Origin of the sequence: Pseudomonas danubii, assembly GCF_042980055.1 — a bacterium.
In the GTDB taxonomy this organism is placed as follows: domain Bacteria; phylum Pseudomonadota; class Gammaproteobacteria; order Pseudomonadales; family Pseudomonadaceae; genus Aquipseudomonas; species Aquipseudomonas danubii.
Genome location: NZ_CP116502.1, coordinates 3038991 through 3055923 on the forward strand (window position 1 = coordinate 3038991; position 16933 = coordinate 3055923).

The window sequence follows — 16933 nt, forward strand, 5'->3', positions numbered from 1 at the left end:
ATGGCAATCAAGGTTCTACTGGTTGAAGACGATCGCGCGTTGCGCGAGGCCCTGGCGGACACTCTGCTGCTGGCCGGTCATGACTACAAGGCGGTCGGCAGTGCGGAAGAGGCGCTGGAAGCGGTCGCCTTGGAGTCCTTCAGCCTGGTGGTCAGCGATGTCAACATGCCTGGCATGGACGGTCATCAGTTGTTGGGTCTGTTGCGTGCCCGCCAACCGCAGTTGCCGGTATTGCTGATGACTGCCCATGGCGCCGTCGAGCGAGCCGTGGAGGCCATGCGTCAAGGCGCTGCCGATTATCTGGTCAAACCCTTTGAGCCTCGTGCCCTGCTGGAATTGGTGGTGCGCCATGCCCTGGGTTGCCTGGGGGCGGGCGAGGATGAGGGGCCTGTAGCCTTTGAGCCGGCCAGTGCGCAATTGCTGGAACTGGCCGCGCGCGTGGCCCGTAGTGATTCCACTGTGCTGATTTCCGGCGAGTCCGGCACGGGCAAGGAAGTGTTGGCGCGTTACATCCACCAGCATTCCCATCGAAGTGCCCAGCCCTTTATCGCCATCAACTGTGCGGCGATTCCCGACAACATGCTTGAGGCCACCCTGTTCGGGCATGAGAAGGGTTCTTTCACGGGGGCTATCGCCGCGCAGCCCGGCAAGTTCGAGCAGGCCGACGGCGGCACTATTCTCCTGGACGAAATTTCCGAAATGCCCCTGGGGCTGCAGGCGAAGTTGCTGCGGGTGTTGCAGGAGCGTGAAGTGGAGCGGGTGGGGGCGCGTAAGCCTATCGCTCTGGATATTCGGGTAGTGGCCACCACGAACCGCGACTTGGCAGGAGAGGTGGCGGCCGGACGCTTCCGCGAGGATCTGTATTACCGTCTTTCGGTGTTTCCTCTGGCCTGGAGACCATTGCGCGAGCGTACCGCCGATATCTTGCCGCTGGCCGAGCGTCTGCTGGCCAAACACGTCAATAAAATGAAACATGCCGCCGCCAGGCTCTCGGCTGAGGCGCAAGCGTGTCTGTTGGCCTATCCATGGCCGGGCAACGTCCGGGAGCTGGACAACGCTTTGCAGCGGGCATTGATCCTGCAGCAGGGCGGCCTGATCCAGCCGGAAGATTTCTGCCTGGCCGGGCCGGTGGCCTGTGCACCCCTGCCGGCTCTGGCTCCTGCCGGTCAGTCGGCGTTGCGCGGCGTGGTCGGCGAGGATGAGGGCGTGCCTCAGGAGTCGGGGGGGCTGGGGGATGATCTGCGGCGCCGGGAATTTCAGATGATCATCGATACCCTGCGTTCCGAGCGTGGGCGGCGCAAAGAGGCGGCGGAGCGTCTGGGGATCAGTCCGCGCACCCTGCGTTACAAATTGGCGCAGATGCGTGACGCCGGAATGGACGTCGAGGCCTATCTGTTTGCGACCTGATTACTGATATGCAAAGTCCTGGATGGGCTTTTGTCGAGTTGGGCCATGGAGCTGGCACCCTTGTTGCTAACACCTCACTAACCGCACGGTGAGCGTCAAAAAATTGCGGGTCGTCAGAGAGAGTAGACCATGAGCCAAGGTGTTGAATTTAATCGGTTGATGCTGGATATGCGGGCCATGCAAATGGACGCGATGTCGCAGCCTAAATCCGCCGCAGTGGCAGAGGTCAGCGGCAGCAGTTTCGCTGACATGCTTGGCCAGGCCGTGAACAAGGTCAACGACACCCAGAAGGCGTCCAATCAGTTGGCCAGTGCCTTCGAGATCGGCAAAAGCGGTGTGGACCTGACGGATGTGATGATTTCCTCGCAAAAGGCCAGCGTGTCTTTTCAAGCCTTGACCCAGGTTCGTAACAAGCTGGTTCAAGCGTATCAAGACATCATGCAGATGCCGGTTTAAGGACGAGATTGAGTCATGGCAGAAGCAGTCGCCGATAACGTACCGGCCAAGGCCACCCCGATAGACGGTAAACCGCCGCTGTTCGGTTTGTCCTTCCTGGAAAACCTGTCCCAGATGACCATGCTGCGTCAGGTTGGCCTGTTGGTAGGCCTGGCCGCCAGCGTGGCGATCGGCTTTGCCGTGGTGCTGTGGTCCCAGCAGCCCGATTACCGGCCGCTGTACGGCAGCCTGGCCGGGATGGACGCCAAGCAAGTCATGGACACCCTGGCCTCTGCCGACATTCCTTACACCGTCGAGCCCAACTCCGGTGCCTTGCTGGTCAAGGCCGATGACCTGTCTCGTGCTCGCCTGAAACTGGCTGCCGCCGGTGTGGCGCCGGGTGACGGCAACGTCGGCTTCGAGATCCTTGATAAAGAGCAAGGCCTGGGCACCAGCCAGTTCATGGAAGCGACCCGTTATCGTCGCGGCCTGGAAGGCGAGCTGGCCCGTACCATCTCCAGCCTGAACAATGTCAAGGGCGCCCGGGTGCACCTGGCGATTCCCAAAAGCTCGGTGTTCGTGCGCGACGAGCGCAAGCCCAGTGCTTCGGTACTGGTAGAGCTGTACTCCGGCCGCTCCCTGGAGCCAGGCCAGGTCATGGCCATCGTTAACCTGGTGGCTACCAGCGTCCCCGAATTGAGCAAGTCCCAAGTCACAGTGGTCGACCAGAAGGGCAACCTGCTCTCCGATCAAGCGGAAAACTCCGCGCTGACCATGGCTGGCAAGCAGTTCGACTACAGTCGTCGCCTGGAGGGCATGCTGACCCAGCGGGTGCACAACATCCTGCAGCCAGTGCTGGGCAACGATCGTTACAAGGCTGAGGTCTCGGCGGATGTCGACTTCAGCGCCGTTGAATCCACTTCCGAACAGTTCAACCCAGACCAGCCGGCCTTGCGCAGCGAGCAGTCGGTCAACGAGCAGCGTTCCAGCAGCAATGGTCCGCAAGGCGTTCCGGGTGCTCTGAGCAACCAGCCGCCTTCGCCGGCTTCGGCGCCGCAAACCACCGGTGGCGCTACCGCCGCCGCGGGCATGGTGCAGCCAGGTCAGCCGCTGTTGGACGCCAACGGTCAGCAGATCATGGATCCGGCTACCGGCCAGCCGATGCTGGCACCGTACCCGTCGGACAAGCGTCAACAATCCACCAAGAACTTCGAACTCGATCGTTCCATCAGCCACACCAAGCAACAGCAGGGGCGTCTCAATCGCCTGTCGGTAGCGGTGGTGGTGGATGATCAAGTCAAGGTCAACCCGGCTAACGGCGAAACCAGTCGCGCTCCCTGGAGCGCCGATGAATTGGCGCGCTTCACTCGCCTGGTGCAGGACGCAGTGGGCTTCGATGCCAGCCGTGGCGACAGTGTCAGCGTAATCAACGTGCCGTTCTCCGCCGAGCGTGGGGAAGTGATCGCCGACATTCCGTTCTACTCGCAGCCGTGGTTCTGGGACATCGTCAAGCAAGTACTGGGCGTGTTGTTCATCCTGGTGCTGGTGTTCGGCGTGCTGCGCCCGGTGCTCAACAACATCACTGGCGGCGGCAAGAACAAGGAACTGGCAGGGCTGGGCAGCGACGTCGAGCTGGGCGGCATGGGCGGCCTGGACGGCGAGCTGGCCAACGACCGCGTCAGCCTGGGCGGTCCGCAAAGCATTTTGCTGCCGAGCCCGAGCGAGGGCTATGACGCTCAGTTGAACGCAATCAAGAGTCTGGTGGCTGAAGACCCGGGTCGTGTGGCTCAGGTCGTGAAAGAGTGGATTAACGCAGATGAGTGATAACCGAGCCGCTACCGCCAAACTGACCCGGGTCGACAAAGCCGCGATTCTGCTGCTGTCCCTGGGTTCCACCGATGCCGCGCAAGTGCTGCGCCACATGGGGCCCAAAGAGGTTCAGCGTGTGGGTGTGGCCATGGCGCAAATGGGCAACGTGCACCGTGAGCAGGTCGAGCAGGTGATGAGCGAGTTCGTCGACATTGTCGGCGATCAAACCAGTCTCGGCGTCGGTTCCGATGACTACGTGCGCAAAATGCTTACCCAGGCCCTGGGCGAAGACAAGGCCAATGGCCTGATCGACCGTATCCTCCTGGGTGGCAACACCAGTGGCCTCGACAGCCTGAAGTGGATGGAACCACGGGCCGTGGCCGACGTGATCCGTTACGAGCACCCGCAGATCCAGGCCATCGTGGTGGCTTACCTCGATCCGGATCAGGCCGGTGAAGTGCTGGGCAACTTCGACCACAAGGCGCGCCTGGACATCATTCTGCGGGTTTCCTCGCTCAATACTGTGCAGCCAGCGGCCCTGAAAGAGCTGAACCAGATTCTCGAGAAGCAATTCTCCGGCAACTCCAACGCGTCCCGTACCACCTTGGGCGGTATCAAGCGCGCAGCCGACATCATGAACTTCCTCGACAGCTCGATTGAAGGCCAGCTCATGGACTCGATCCGCGAAGTCGACGAAGACCTGTCTGGTCAGATCGAAGACCTGATGTTCGTGTTCAACAACCTGGCCGATGTCGATGACCGCGGTATCCAGGCCCTGTTGCGCGAAGTGTCTTCCGATGTCCTCGTTCTGGCCCTCAAGGGGTCGGACGAAGGGGTCAAGGAAAAGATCTTCAAGAACATGTCCAAGCGTGCGGCGGAGCTGCTGCGCGACGACCTGGAAGCCAAGGGCCCGGTTCGCGTCAGCGACGTGGAAACTGCGCAGAAGGAAATCCTCACTATTGCCCGCCGTATGGCCGAAGCCGGAGAGATTGTTCTCGGTGGGAAGGGCGGCGAAGAAATGATCTAAGGTCGCTTTATGTCGTCCAGCAGTGATGAGTCCCAAAGCGAACTGATTCGTGCCCGGGACGTCGAGGGTTTTGACGTCTGGGCGCTGCCCAGTTTCGATCCCGAGCCGCCCGAGCCTGAGCCGGAGCCTGAAGAGGTGCCGGAAGAAATCGAGGAAGTGCCGCTGGAAGAAGTCCAGCCACTGACCCTGGAAGAGCTCGAGAGCATTCGCCAGGAAGCCTATAACGAAGGTTTCGCCACCGGCGAGAAGGAAGGCTTCCACAGCACCACGCTCAAGGTTCGCCAGGAGGCTGAAGTCGCCCTGGTCGCCAAGTTGCAGGCGCTCGAACAGTTGATGGTCAATTTGTTCGAGCCCATCGCCGAGCAAGATACGCAGATCGAACAAACCCTGGTGGATCTGGTCAAGCACGTCACCCGGCAGGTGATCCAGCGTGAGCTGGTGATGGATTCCAGTCAGATCGAACACGTCATGCGCGAGGCCCTCAAGCTATTGCCGCTGGGGGTTGGCAATGTACGTCTTTATGTCAATCCGCAGGACTTCGAGCAGGTCAAGAGCCTGCGCGAGCGGCACGAGGAAAGCTGGCGCATCGTCGAGGACGAGGCGCTGCTGCCCGGTGGTTGCCGGGTCGAGACCGAGCACAGCCGCATCGATGCCAGTATCGAAACCCGGATCACCCAGGCCTTGGATCAACTGTCCGATCAGTTGCATGAGCAGTCGCTGCACCCGGCGGCTGCTGACCTGAGCCTGGACCTCGGCCCAAGGACTCCGTCGGCGCCGGATGTCGACGCCGCAGAGTCCAGCGTTCCAGAGCAGGCCGAGCCTGCGGAACACCCCGATGCGCCTTGAACGCACCAGTTTCGGCAAGCGCCTGGAAGGTTACGCCGAGGCCGTCAAGCTGCCAGGTCAGCCGATTCTTGAAGGCCGCCTGCTGCGCATGGTCGGCCTTACTCTTGAAGCCGAGGGCCTGCGCGCCGCCATGGGCACCCGCTGCCTGGTGATCAACGATGACAGCTATCACCCGGTTCAGGTCGAGGCGGAAGTCATGGGTTTTTCCGGGAGCAAGGTGTTCCTGATGCCAGTCGGTAGCGTGGCCGGGATCGCTCCTGGTGCTCGGGTTGTCCCTCTGGCTGATACCGGGCGCTTGCCCATGGGTATGGGCATGCTCGGGCGTGTGCTGGATGGCGCCGGACGCGCTCTGGATGGCAAGGGCGGCATGCGTGCCGAGGACTGGGTGCCGATGGACGGTCCTACCATCAACCCCCTCAAGCGCGATCCCATCAGCCAGCCGCTGGATGTGGGCATTCGCAGTATCAACGGTTTATTGACGGTAGGTCGCGGCCAGCGCCTCGGTCTGTTCGCTGGTACCGGCGTGGGCAAGAGTGTGCTGCTGGGCATGATGACTCGCTTCACCGAGGCCGACATCATCGTGGTCGGGCTGATCGGCGAGCGGGGCCGTGAGGTCAAGGAGTTCATCGAGCACATTCTCGGTGAAGAGGGGCTCAAGCGTTCGGTGGTGGTGGCTTCGCCAGCGGACGATGCGCCGTTGATGCGTTTGCGGGCGGCGATGTACTGCACGCGGATCGCCGAGTATTTTCGCGACAAGGGCAAGAACGTCCTGTTGCTGATGGATTCCCTGACCCGTTTCGCCCAGGCCCAGCGGGAGATCGCTCTGGCCATTGGCGAGCCGCCGGCCACCAAGGGTTACCCGCCTTCGGTGTTCGCCAAGCTGCCCAAGCTGGTGGAGCGGGCCGGTAATGCCGAGGCCGGTGGTGGTTCGATTACCGCGTTCTATACCGTGCTGTCCGAGGGTGACGATCAGCAGGACCCGATCGCCGACTCGGCTCGGGGCGTGCTCGACGGGCATATCGTGCTGTCCCGGCGCCTGGCCGAAGAAGGGCATTATCCCGCCATCGATATCGAGGCCTCCATCAGCCGGGTCATGCCGGCGGTGATCAGCCCCGACAACATGGCCCGGGCGCAATACTTCAAACAGTTGTGGTCGCGTTATCAACAGGCTCGGGACTTGATCAGCGTTGGCGCTTACGTCGCCGGTGGCGATCGCGATACCGACACCGCAATCTCCCTGCAGCCGGCGATGGTTGCCTACCTGCGCCAGGGCCTTAACGACAACGTCAGCCTGGGTCATAGCCAGACCCACCTGGAAATGCTTTTCGCTCCAGCGACGGGGGGCTAACCGGCCATGGCCGACAGCCGTGCGGCGCGTCTGGCGCCGGTGGTGGACATGGCGGAAAACGCCGAGCGTACCGCTGCCCAGCGTCTGGAGTACTTTCACGGCCAGGTGCGTGTGGCCCAGAGCAAGCTCGGGGACCTGGAGCGTTTTCGTGGCGACTACCAGGAACAGTGGGTCGAGCGCGGCAAGCTCGGCGTCAGTGGTCACTGGTTGATGAACTACCAGTATTTTCTCAGTCAGCTGGATACCGCCGTGGCCCAGCAGCGGCAAAGCCTTGCCTGGCATCAGAACAACCTCGATCGCGCGCGCGAGGCCTGGCAGCAGGCTTATGCCCGGGTGGAAGGGCTGCGCAAGCTGGTGCAGCGTTACATTGATGAGGCTCGAGCGCTTGAGGACAAGCGCGAACAGAAGCTGCTGGATGAACTTTCCCAGCGTCTGCCCCGTCAGAACCCTTATTGAGAGCGCTCATTTTTCGTCTGCAGGTTGTTCGCCGGGTCAGTGGGTGCTAAACCTTTTAAACGTCGTCAATGACAAGGAAGCAGTCACATGTCGGTCGTTACAGAAATATCCCCGGACGGACAAAAACTCACGATTTCCATCAGGGGGCGCTTCGATTTTGGACGCCACCAGGAGTTTCGTGAATCCTATGAGCGCCTGAACCGGACGCCAGAGTCCATCGTGGTGGACCTCAAGGAAGCCACCTACCTCGACAGCTCGGCCCTGGGCATGCTGTTGCTGTTGCGTGATCACGCCGGTGGCGACAATGCCGATGTCCGGGTGATCAACAGCAACTCGGATGTGCGCAAGATCCTTGCCATCTCCAATTTCGACAAGCTTTTCGACATCAGTTGAGCGGTATGCGCTCGATGACCGAGCCCCTGTGTGTGCTGATCGCCGAAGATGGCGCGGCGGACCGCTTGCTGCTGTCTGGCATTATCCGGCGCCAGGGGCATCAGGTGCTGGCGGCCAGTAATGGGGCCGAGGCCCTGGCGTTGTTCGAGCAGCGGCGTCCGCACATAGTGCTGATGGACGCGATGATGCCGGTGATGGACGGCTTTGAGGCCGCGCGACGGATCAAGACCCTGGCGGGCGAGACCCTGGTGCCGATCATCTTCCTCACCTCCCTGAGCGAAGGGGAGGCGCTGGCTCGCTGTCTGGAGGCAGGTGGCGACGACTTTCTGGCCAAGCCCTATAACCCGGTGATTCTGGGGGCCAAGATCAACGCCATGGACCGTTTGCGGCGCCTGCAGGAAACCGTGCTGGCGCAGCGGGACCAGATCACTCGTCACCACGATTACTTGCTCAACGAGCAGCGGGTGGCCAAGGCGGTGTTCGACAAGGTCGCCCATTCCGGTTGCCTGGATGCGCCGAACATCCGCTACCTGCAGTCGCCTTACGCGCTGTTCAATGGCGATTTGCTGCTGGCGGCCTACACCCCGGCGGGTGACATGCATGTGCTGTTGGGGGACTTCACCGGTCATGGCTTGCCAGCGGCGGTTGGGGCCATGCCCCTGGCCGAGGTGTTTTATGGCATGACCGCCAAGGGTTACGGACTGCCGGAAACCCTGCGGGAGATGAATGCCAAGCTCAAGCGCATCCTGCCGGTGGATATGTTCTGTTGTGCGACCCTGCTGTGCCTGAGTAACCAGCGACGGTCAGTGGAGGTGTGGAATGGCGGCATGCCCGAGGGGTATCTGTATCGTCATGCCGGCAGTGCGCGTACGCCCCTGGTGGCGCGACATCTGCCCCTCGGGGTGCTGAGTGCCGAGGCTTTCGAAGATCGCACTGAAGTGTTCCCCATGGCGCCGGGGGATCGGGTATTCCTGCTGTCCGACGGGGTGATCGACACCTGCAACACCGCCGATGAGTTGTTTGGTGTGGAGCGGTTGCACCGGGTGTTTGCCGCCAACCGCGAGCAGGAGCGACTGTTCGAGGAGATTCAGCAGGCCCTGGAGGACTTTGGTGGCAGTGCCCGGGACGATGTGAGCATGGTCGAAGTCGGCTTGCCAGAATTTCCCAGGCTGGCGCCGCCGGCCCCGGTGTACTCCGACAGCGGCCAGTCCTGTCCGCTGGATTGGTCGGTGAGCTTCGAGTTCCGCGCCGCTACCCTCAAGCGCTTCAATCCTTTGCCGTATCTGTTGCAGTTGTTGCTGGAGGTGCACGGCCTGCGCTCCCAGAGCGGGGCTCTGTACAGCGTGCTGGCCGAACTCTATTCCAATGCCTTGGAGCACGGTGTGCTCAAGCTCGACTCCCGGCTTAAACGGGATGCCGAGGGCTTCAGCCGCTATTACCGCGAGCGATCCGTGAGGCTGGCGGAGCTAGAGGATGGCTTTGTGCGGGTGCATTTGCAGGTGCAGCCCCTGGAGACGGGAGGGCGCCTGATAGTGCGGATCGAAGACAGTGGCGAGGGGTTCGATGTCGCGGCGATCCTGGCTCGGCCCAACGATACCGAGCGCTTGTCGGGGCGCGGCGTGAGCCTGATCCGACAGATGAGCCGCCAGGCGGTGTGGGCGGACGATGGGCGCAGTGTCTGCGTGGAGTTTTCCTGGGAGGCTCTGGCATAATCCTGGGGTTCTTGATCAAGGAGTGAACAAGTGGCTGAGATACATCTGGACCACACGGTGCTCAACGCATTGCAGGAAGTCATGGAGGATGAATACCCCGTCCTGCTGGACACTTTCGTCTGCGACTCCGAGGAACGAGTGCGGCTGTTGCGCAAGTCCGAGGATGCTCTGCAGCTAGTGGCGACCGCCCACAGTCTCAAGGGCAGTAGCAGCAATATGGGGGCGATCCGCCTGGCTGAGCTCTGTCATGAGCTTGAGGTGCGGGCCGGACAGTCTGCCGTTGATGGCATTCGCCAGCTGGTGGGGGAGATCGATGGCGAGTTCGCCATTGTCCGGCGCTTGTGCGAGCAGGAATTGCAGCGCTTCCACTGCTGAGAAACGACCTTTTGTCAGCAGGTTGATAAAGCTGGCTCGACCTTTGCAGTCAAGTCTCTGAACTGTACCTTTGATCCCCGTGCAGCGGAGACTGTCCCATGGCTGTTACCCCTAATTCGCTTCTTCAGGCCACAGCTCAGGCCAACGCTAAGTCCAAGACTCAAGCGGCCCCTGCCAGCCCTCTGGCAAGCGTTGCCGAGCCTGGGGACAAGGCGTCCAGCTTCGCGCAGCTCTATGCCAAGGAGTCTCAGAGCAAGCCGCAGAACAAGTCGCCGGCCCTCGCCGACAACTCGCCCAAGCCCGTACGGGACAAGAGCGTCGACAACAGTCCGAAGAAGGATGTTGCCAGCGATCAGTCTGCCGCGCCGCAGCCGGCGGTTGCCGATAGCGGCAAAACCTTGCCTGCCGATAAGCCGGTGAGCAGCGACAGCAAGCCCGCCACTGCCGCCAGTGATGACAGCAAGCCGGCCGATACCACGCAGGCCGACGCCTCGGTGGATCCGGCGCCGGTGGACCCGAGTCTGTTGCCGGCGATCCAGCCGCAACCCCAGGTTGCTGAAGTGCCGCCGCCGGTAGTGGCTGCGCAACCTCAGGTGGAAGTGCCCGTGGCGCCGCCCGCTGGGGTGGTGGCAGCGGTAGTGGCGACGGTGGCGCCTGTGGCGGAGCCGCCCAAGGAGGCCTTCGATCCTGAGGCTGATCCGCTGGATGCCTTGCCAGCGCTGCGTCTGGCCATGGAGCAAGGCGGGCATGTCTCGGCTTCCAGTCAGTCTCAGCCCAAGGCTGCACCTGCGAATGCCGATGCCGACGGTCAGTTGACGTCGGTGCAGAACTTCGCCAATGGCATGGCCGGCATGCTTGAGCAGCACACTAGCAAGAACAGCACCGAGCAGGGCGGCGAAAAGGCCTTCACTGGCCTGATTGCCGACGGCCTGAAAGACCTCAAGGGGGCTTCCAGCGATACCCGGGTGGATGATTTCGCCAATCGTCTGGCGGCCCTGACTCAGGCCGCGACGCCGAAGACCGCCAATGCGGTGCCGGTCAACCAGCCGCTGGCCATGCACCAGAGCGGTTGGACCGATGAAGTGGTCAATCGGGTGATGTACCTGTCCAGCGCCAACCTCAGGTCGGCGGACATTCAGTTGCAACCTGCGGAGCTGGGACGCCTGGATATTCGCGTACACATGATTCCTGATCAGCAGACCCAGGTGACCTTCATGAGTGCCCATGCCGGTGTCCGTGAGGCCCTGGAAGGGCAGATGCACCGTATGCGAGACATGTTCAGCCAGCAGGGGTTGGGGCAGGTGGACGTCAACGTTTCCGACCAGTCTCGCGGCTGGCAGGGTCAGGAACAGGCGCAGCAGGAGCAGAACCGCAGGAGTGGTTCCAGCACCAGTGGCACGCGCCTGGACGGTGGCGACGAAGAGTTGCCCCATGGCGTGGCTGAAGTGGCTGCCCCGGTGCAGACCGTGATTGGCACCAGCGCTGTGGACTATTACGCCTGATTGAGTGACAGAGGGGGCGTGGCCGAGAGAGCTCGCCATGCCCCTTGCTTCTCCTTCCCCGCTGCTTATCCCCCCATTTCGGACAAATCTGGCATAACACTTGCTCTTGCCTTGCCGTGCGACTGTGAACCCCCGAATAGTGACGGATTATTGGCATGGCGAAGAGCGAAGCAGCAGAAAAACCCACCGCAGGGAAAAGCAAACTCAAGCTTATCCTCTTGATTGTTCTGGCGTTGTTGCTGGCCATCGGCTTGTCGGTCGGCGCCACCTGGTACTTCATGCACAGTGCTCAGAGCAAGCCTGCGCCGGTTGCGGAAACCGCCAGCAACGTCAAGCCGGCAGCGATCTACGAGCCCATGGCCCCGGCCTTCGTCGTCAACTTCACGCAGAACGGTCGTCAGCGCTATATGCAGGTGAGCATTACCCTGCTGGCGCGCAACCAGGCCGACCTGGATGCGCTGAAAGTGCACATGCCGGTGATCCGCAACAACCTGGTGATGCTGTTCTCAGGACAGAGTTTCGACACCCTGGCGACTCCGGTTGGCCAGGAAATGCTCCGCCAGAAGGCCACTGCCAGCGTCCAGGAAGTGGCGCAGAAAGAGGTGGGCAAAGTGGTGGTCGAGCAGTTGCTCTTTACTAACTTCGTACTGCAGTAGGAACACGACATGGCCGTGCAGGACCTGCTGTCCCAGGATGAGATCGATGCGCTGCTCCATGGCGTCGACGACGGTCTGGTACAGACCGAACACGCTGCCGAGCCCGGCAGTGTCAAAAGCTACGACCTGACCAGCCAGGATCGCATCGTCCGCGGACGCATGCCGACCCTGGAAATGATCAACGAGCGTTTCGCCCGCTATACCCGGATCAGCATGTTCAACATGCTGCGTCGTTCCGCCGATGTGGCGGTAGGTGGCGTGCAGGTTATGAAGTTTGGTGAGTACGTGCACTCGCTGTATGTGCCCACCAGCCTCAACCTGGTGAAGATCAAGCCGCTGCGTGGCACGGCGCTGTTCATTCTCGACGCCAAGCTGGTGTTCAAACTGGTGGACAACTTCTTCGGCGGCGACGGCCGCCACGCGAAGATCGAAGGGCGTGAATTCACGCCTACCGAGCTGCGGGTGGTGCGCATGGTGCTGGAGCAGGCCTTCGTCGATCTGAAGGAAGCCTGGCAGGCGATCATGCCGGTCAACTTCGAGTACATAAACTCGGAAGTGAACCCGGCCATGGCCAACATCGTCGGCCCCAGCGAAGCCATCGTGGTGTCGACCTTCCACATCGAACTCGATGGCGGTGGCGGCGACCTGCACGTGACCATGCCGTACTCGATGATCGAGCCAATCCGCGAAATGCTCGACGCCGGCTTCCAGTCTGACCTGGATGACCAGGACGAGCGCTGGAGCAAGGCACTGCGCGAGGACGTGCTGGATGTGGCAGTGCCGCTGAGCGCCACCGTGGCCCGTCGTCAGTTGCGCCTGCGGGACATCCTGCACATGCAGCCGGGCGATGTGATCCCGGTGGAACTGCCGGAAGACATGATCATGCGTGCCAACGGCGTACCGTCGTTCAAGGTCAAGCTGGGTTCCCACAAGGGCAACCTGGCGCTGCAAGTGATCGAGCCGATCGAGCGCCGTTGAGCGGCGCTCCAACCTGTTTGCTGTTCAATGAATTTTTGCCCGTCGAGGACCCAAGATGGCTGACGAAATTAACTCCCAGGACGACCAGGCACTGGCCGATGAATGGGCTGCTGCACTGGAAGAAACCGGTGATGCCGGCCAGGCCGATATCGACGCCTTGCTGGCCGCCGATGCAGGCGCCGCGTCCGGCTCCGGGCGTTTGCAGATGGAAGAGTTCGGCAGCATGCCCAAGAGTCATGAGCCGGTCACGCTCGACGGTCCCAACCTGGACGTGATTCTCGATATCCCGGTATCGATCTCGATGGAAGTGGGCAGCACCGACATCAACATCCGCAACCTGCTGCAGCTCAACCAGGGGTCGGTGATCGAGCTTGATCGCCTGGCCGGCGAGCCGCTGGATGTGCTGGTCAACGGCACCCTGATCGCCCATGGCGAGGTGGTGGTGGTCAACGAGAAGTTCGGTATTCGCCTGACTGACGTGATCAGCCCCAGCGAACGCATCAAGAAGCTGCGCTAAGTGAACAAGCTGCTTGGCGTGGTCGTGCTCGGTTTGCCCCTGGGCGCCCTGGCTGCAGAGTCGGCAGCGACAGCTGCGGCTGCAGCCCCGGCAGTGGGCAGCGTCAGTGGGCAGTTGACCCAGCTGGTGCTGGGCCTGCTGCTGGTGATCGGGCTGATTTTCTTCCTCGCCTGGCTGCTGCGCCGGGTGCAGCAGGCCGGTCCCGCCGGGAAGGGGCAGGTGATCGAGTTGATCGGCTCCCGGGCCCTGGGGCCGCGCGATCGCCTGGTGCTGGTGCAAGTGGGCAGCGAGCAGATTCTGCTGGGCCTGACCCCGGGCACCATCACCCCGCTGCATGTACTCAAAGAACCGGTGCAGGTGCCCAGTGCCGAGCAGGCGACGCCCGAGTTTGCCCAGCGCCTGATGGAGCTGTTGGGCAAGGATCATAAGGATAAGAAGTAATGCCGTTGCGCATCATCTTGACGTTGGCACTGATGTTGGTGGCGCCGCTGGCGCTGGCGGCCGACCCGTTGTCGATCCCGGCGATTACCCTGGGCACCAATGCCGACGGTCAGCAGGAATACTCGGTCAGCCTGCAGATCCTGCTGATCATGACCGCGCTGAGTTTCATCCCGGCGTTCGTCATGCTGATGACCAGCTTCACCCGGATCATCATCGTTTTCTCGATCCTGCGTCAGGCCCTGGGTCTGCAGCAGACGCCGTCCAACCAGATCCTCACCGGCATGGCGCTGTTCCTCACCATGTTCATCATGGCTCCGGTGTTCGACCGGGTGAACCAGGATGCCTTGCAGCCTTACCTGGCGGAAAAACTCACGTCCCAGGAGGCGGTGGCCAAGGCCCAGGTGCCGATCAAGGACTTTATGCTGGCGCAGACTCGCAGCAGTGACCTGGAGTTGTTCATGCGCCTGTCCAAGCGCACCGACATTGCCAGCCCCGACCAGGCACCGCTGACCATCCTGGTGCCGGCCTTCGTCACCTCGGAGCTCAAGACGGCCTTCCAGATCGGCTTCATGATCTTTATCCCGTTCCTGATCATCGACCTGGTGGTGGCCAGTGTGCTGATGGCCATGGGCATGATGATGCTGTCACCGCTGATCATTTCCTTGCCGTTCAAGATCATGCTGTTTGTCCTGGTGGATGGCTGGGCCCTGATCATCGGCACCTTGGCGGGCAGTTTCGGTGGTGTTTAAAACCTTGTTTGCGGGTGCTCGACAATGACTCCTGAAGTCGCGGTAGACCTGTTTCGCGAAGCCCTCTGGCTGACCACCCTGATGGTGGCAGTGCTGGTGGTGCCCAGCCTGCTGGTGGGCTTGATGGTGGCCATGTTCCAGGCGGCCACCCAGATCAACGAACAGACCCTGAGCTTTCTGCCGCGCTTGCTGGTGATGCTGGTGACCCTGATTGTCGCCGGTCCCTGGCTGGTGCAAACCTTCATGGAATACATCCGTCAGTTGTACGGCAGTATTCCTCAGCTGATCGGCTGAGCCGATGTCCCTGTTGGCGCTGACCGACACTCAGATCAGTACCTGGGTGGCGAGCTTCATGTTGCCGTTGTTCCGGGTCACCTCGCTGCTGATGGTGATGCCGATATTCGGTACCACTCTGGTGCCGCGTCGCGTGCGTTTGTATTTCGCCCTGGCGATTACCGTGGTCATAGTCCCGGGCCTGCCGCCCATGCCCGAAGTGCGTGCCTTGGATCTCAGCGGCCTGCTGCTGATTGCCGAGCAGATTCTGATCGGTGCGGTGCTGGGGTTTTCCCTGCAGCTGTTCTTCCAGTCCTTTGTGATCGCCGGGCAGATCGTGGCGATCCAGATGGGCATGGGCTTCGCTTCCATGGTCGACCCTACCAACGGCGTCTCGGTGGCGGTGATCGGGCAGTTTTTCACCATGCTGGTGACCCTGCTGTTCCTGGCCATGAACGGCCATCTGGTGGTCTTTGAAGTCCTTACCGAAAGCTTCACCACCCTGCCAGTGGGCGGTGGCCTGATGGTCAACCACTACTGGGAGCTGGCGGGCAAGCTCGGTTGGGTCATGGGGGCTGCGCTGTTGCTGGTACTGCCGGCGATCACCGCGCTGCTGGTGGTCAACATCGCCTTTGGCGTGATGACCCGAGCCGCCCCGCAATTGAATATCTTCTCCATCGGCTTTCCCCTGACGCTGGTGCTCGGCATGGGCATTGTCTGGGTCAGCCTGGCTGACATTCTCAATCAGTATCAACCGCTGGCCTCCGAGGCCTTGCAGTTTTTACGCGAACTGGCAAAGGCGCGTTGAGCCATGGCAGAAAGCGAGAGCGGTCAGGACAAGACAGAAGACCCCACGGAGAAACGCAAGAAGGACTCCCGGGAAAAGGGTGAAATTGCCCGTTCCAAGGAGCTCAATACCCTGGCCGTCATGTTGGCAGGGGCGGGCGGCCTGCTGGTGTATGGCGGTGGTCTGGCCCAGGACCTGCTGGAAATCATGCGTCTGAATTTCTCCTTGCCCCGGGAGGTGCTGCTCAGCCCGGGAGCCATGGGGCAGTACCTGCTGCACTCGGGCAAGATCGCCATCCTGGCGGTGCAGCCGGTGCTGCTGACCTTGCTGCTGGCGGCCATCATCGGGCCGATTTCCCTCGGGGGCTGGTTGTTCGCGGGCAAGAGTCTGGCGCCCAAGTTCAGTCGGATGAATCCGGCTAGTGGTCTTAAGCGGATGTTTTCCACCAATGCGTTGATCGAGCTGCTCAAGGCCCTGGCCAAATTCGGCCTGGTGCTGTTCGTGGCGCTTTCGGTGCTGTCGGCGGACATTGATGATCTGCTGCGCATTGCCCACGAACCGCTTGAACTGGCGATCATCCACAGCGTCCAGGTGGTGGGCTGGAGCACGTTGTGGATGGCGTGCGGGCTGATCCTGATCGCGGCGGTGGATGTGCCGGTGCAGATTTACCAGGCCCATAAGAAGTTGTTGATGACCAAGCAGGAGGTGCGTGACGAGCACAAGGACCAGGAAGGTCGTCCTGAGGTCAAGCAGCGGATTCGCCAGACCCAGCGCGAGATGTCTCAGCGGCGGATGATGGCGGCAATCCCCGAGGCTGACGTGGTGATCACCAACCCGACTCACTACGCCGTTGCCCTCAAGTATGACGCCGAGAAGGGTGGGGCTCCGGTGTTGCTGGCCAAGGGCAGTGATTTCTTGGCCCTGAAAATCCGCGAGATTGCCGTGGCCCATGAAGTGATGCTGCTGGAGTCGCCGGCTTTGGCGCGTTCCATCTATTACTCCACTGAGCTTGAAGAAGAAATCCCTGCGGGCCTGTACCTGGCGGTGGCCCAGGTCCTGGCCTACGTCTATCAGATCCGCCAGCACCGCGCGGGCAAGGGCAAGCGTCCGGACCCGCTCAAGGACTTGCCGATTCCGGCGGATCTGCGGCGCGACACTGGCGGCAAGCAATCCTCGGGCGGCCCCATCGAGCCTGTGTAGCTGCAGGCATGCAGGGCCTGGC

General features: G+C 61.7%; 19 protein-coding genes. All 19 read left to right on the top strand.

Annotated elements, in window-relative coordinates:
- The 19 genes from PFZ56_RS14080 (at position 1) to flhB (ending at position 16911) form a co-directional block, all read left to right on the top strand.
- A complete protein-coding gene (locus PFZ56_RS14080) occupies positions 1–1407 on the top strand; it encodes a sigma-54 dependent transcriptional regulator (RefSeq protein ID WP_170001273.1) in 1407 nt (468 codons plus the stop codon).
- A gap of 129 nt (positions 1408–1536) precedes the next feature.
- A complete protein-coding gene (gene fliE / locus PFZ56_RS14085; RefSeq protein ID WP_102864025.1) occupies positions 1537–1863 on the top strand; it encodes a flagellar hook-basal body complex protein FliE in 327 nt (108 codons plus the stop codon).
- 15 nt (positions 1864–1878) lie between these two features.
- Positions 1879–3666 (top strand): flagellar basal-body MS-ring/collar protein FliF, encoded by a 1788-nt coding sequence (gene fliF / locus PFZ56_RS14090; protein WP_102864024.1) that lies wholly within the window; start codon positions 1879–1881, stop codon positions 3664–3666.
- Entirely contained in the window at positions 3659–4678 is a 1020-nt protein-coding gene (gene fliG / locus PFZ56_RS14095) for a flagellar motor switch protein FliG (RefSeq protein WP_011059975.1), read from the top strand. The genes fliF and fliG overlap by 8 nt, the downstream gene beginning before the upstream one ends.
- Positions 4679–4687: 9 nt before the next feature.
- Positions 4688–5524, top strand: coding sequence for a flagellar assembly protein FliH (gene fliH, locus PFZ56_RS14100; protein ID WP_102864023.1), 837 nt, complete (start codon positions 4688–4690; stop codon positions 5522–5524).
- Positions 5514–6872: a flagellar protein export ATPase FliI gene (fliI, locus tag PFZ56_RS14105; RefSeq protein WP_102878860.1), complete on the top strand. Its 1359-nt coding sequence runs from the start codon at positions 5514–5516 to the stop codon at positions 6870–6872. Before fliH ends, fliI begins: the two co-directional genes overlap by 11 nt.
- A gap of 6 nt (positions 6873–6878) precedes the next feature.
- On the top strand, positions 6879–7328 hold the full coding sequence (fliJ, locus tag PFZ56_RS14110) for a flagellar export protein FliJ (RefSeq protein WP_102864021.1): 450 nt from the start codon (positions 6879–6881) through the stop codon (positions 7326–7328).
- An 87-nt stretch (positions 7329–7415) separates the two neighbouring features.
- Positions 7416–7721: an STAS domain-containing protein gene (locus PFZ56_RS14115; RefSeq protein WP_011059979.1), complete on the top strand. Its 306-nt coding sequence runs from the start codon at positions 7416–7418 to the stop codon at positions 7719–7721.
- Positions 7722–7726: 5 nt separating this feature from the next.
- Positions 7727–9433, top strand: a complete 1707-nt coding sequence (locus PFZ56_RS14120) for a fused response regulator/phosphatase (protein WP_110595159.1) — start codon at positions 7727–7729, stop codon at positions 9431–9433.
- A 30-nt stretch (positions 9434–9463) separates the two neighbouring features.
- A complete protein-coding gene (locus PFZ56_RS14125; protein ID WP_102864019.1) occupies positions 9464–9808 on the top strand; it encodes an Hpt domain-containing protein in 345 nt (114 codons plus the stop codon).
- A 98-nt stretch (positions 9809–9906) separates the two neighbouring features.
- Complete coding sequence (locus PFZ56_RS14130) at positions 9907–11310, top strand: flagellar hook-length control protein FliK (RefSeq protein ID WP_110652163.1); 1404 nt, start codon at positions 9907–9909, stop codon at positions 11308–11310.
- A gap of 155 nt (positions 11311–11465) precedes the next feature.
- On the top strand, positions 11466–11966 hold the full coding sequence (fliL, locus tag PFZ56_RS14135; protein WP_102864017.1) for a flagellar basal body-associated protein FliL: 501 nt from the start codon (positions 11466–11468) through the stop codon (positions 11964–11966).
- Between the two features lie 9 nt (positions 11967–11975).
- Entirely contained in the window at positions 11976–12944 is a 969-nt protein-coding gene (fliM, locus tag PFZ56_RS14140; RefSeq protein WP_011059984.1) for a flagellar motor switch protein FliM, read from the top strand.
- Positions 12945–12999: 55 nt separating this feature from the next.
- A complete protein-coding gene (gene fliN, locus PFZ56_RS14145; protein WP_102864016.1) occupies positions 13000–13461 on the top strand; it encodes a flagellar motor switch protein FliN in 462 nt (153 codons plus the stop codon).
- Positions 13462–13902 (top strand): flagellar biosynthetic protein FliO, encoded by a 441-nt coding sequence (gene fliO / locus PFZ56_RS14150; RefSeq protein ID WP_102878864.1) that lies wholly within the window; start codon positions 13462–13464, stop codon positions 13900–13902.
- A complete protein-coding gene (gene fliP, locus PFZ56_RS14155; protein WP_102864014.1) occupies positions 13902–14651 on the top strand; it encodes a flagellar type III secretion system pore protein FliP in 750 nt (249 codons plus the stop codon). Before fliO ends, fliP begins: the two co-directional genes overlap by 1 nt.
- 24 nt (positions 14652–14675) lie before the next feature.
- A complete protein-coding gene (gene fliQ / locus PFZ56_RS14160) occupies positions 14676–14945 on the top strand; it encodes a flagellar biosynthesis protein FliQ (protein WP_102864013.1) in 270 nt (89 codons plus the stop codon).
- A 4-nt stretch (positions 14946–14949) separates the two neighbouring features.
- The gene (gene fliR, locus PFZ56_RS14165) at positions 14950–15732 is read left to right on the top strand and encodes a flagellar biosynthetic protein FliR (protein ID WP_102878865.1); all 783 of its coding nucleotides are present in this window, start codon (positions 14950–14952) and stop codon (positions 15730–15732) included.
- Between the two features lie 3 nt (positions 15733–15735).
- Entirely contained in the window at positions 15736–16911 is a 1176-nt protein-coding gene (gene flhB / locus PFZ56_RS14170) for a flagellar biosynthesis protein FlhB (RefSeq protein ID WP_110595161.1), read from the top strand.
- The last annotated feature ends 22 nt before the right edge of the window (positions 16912–16933 follow it).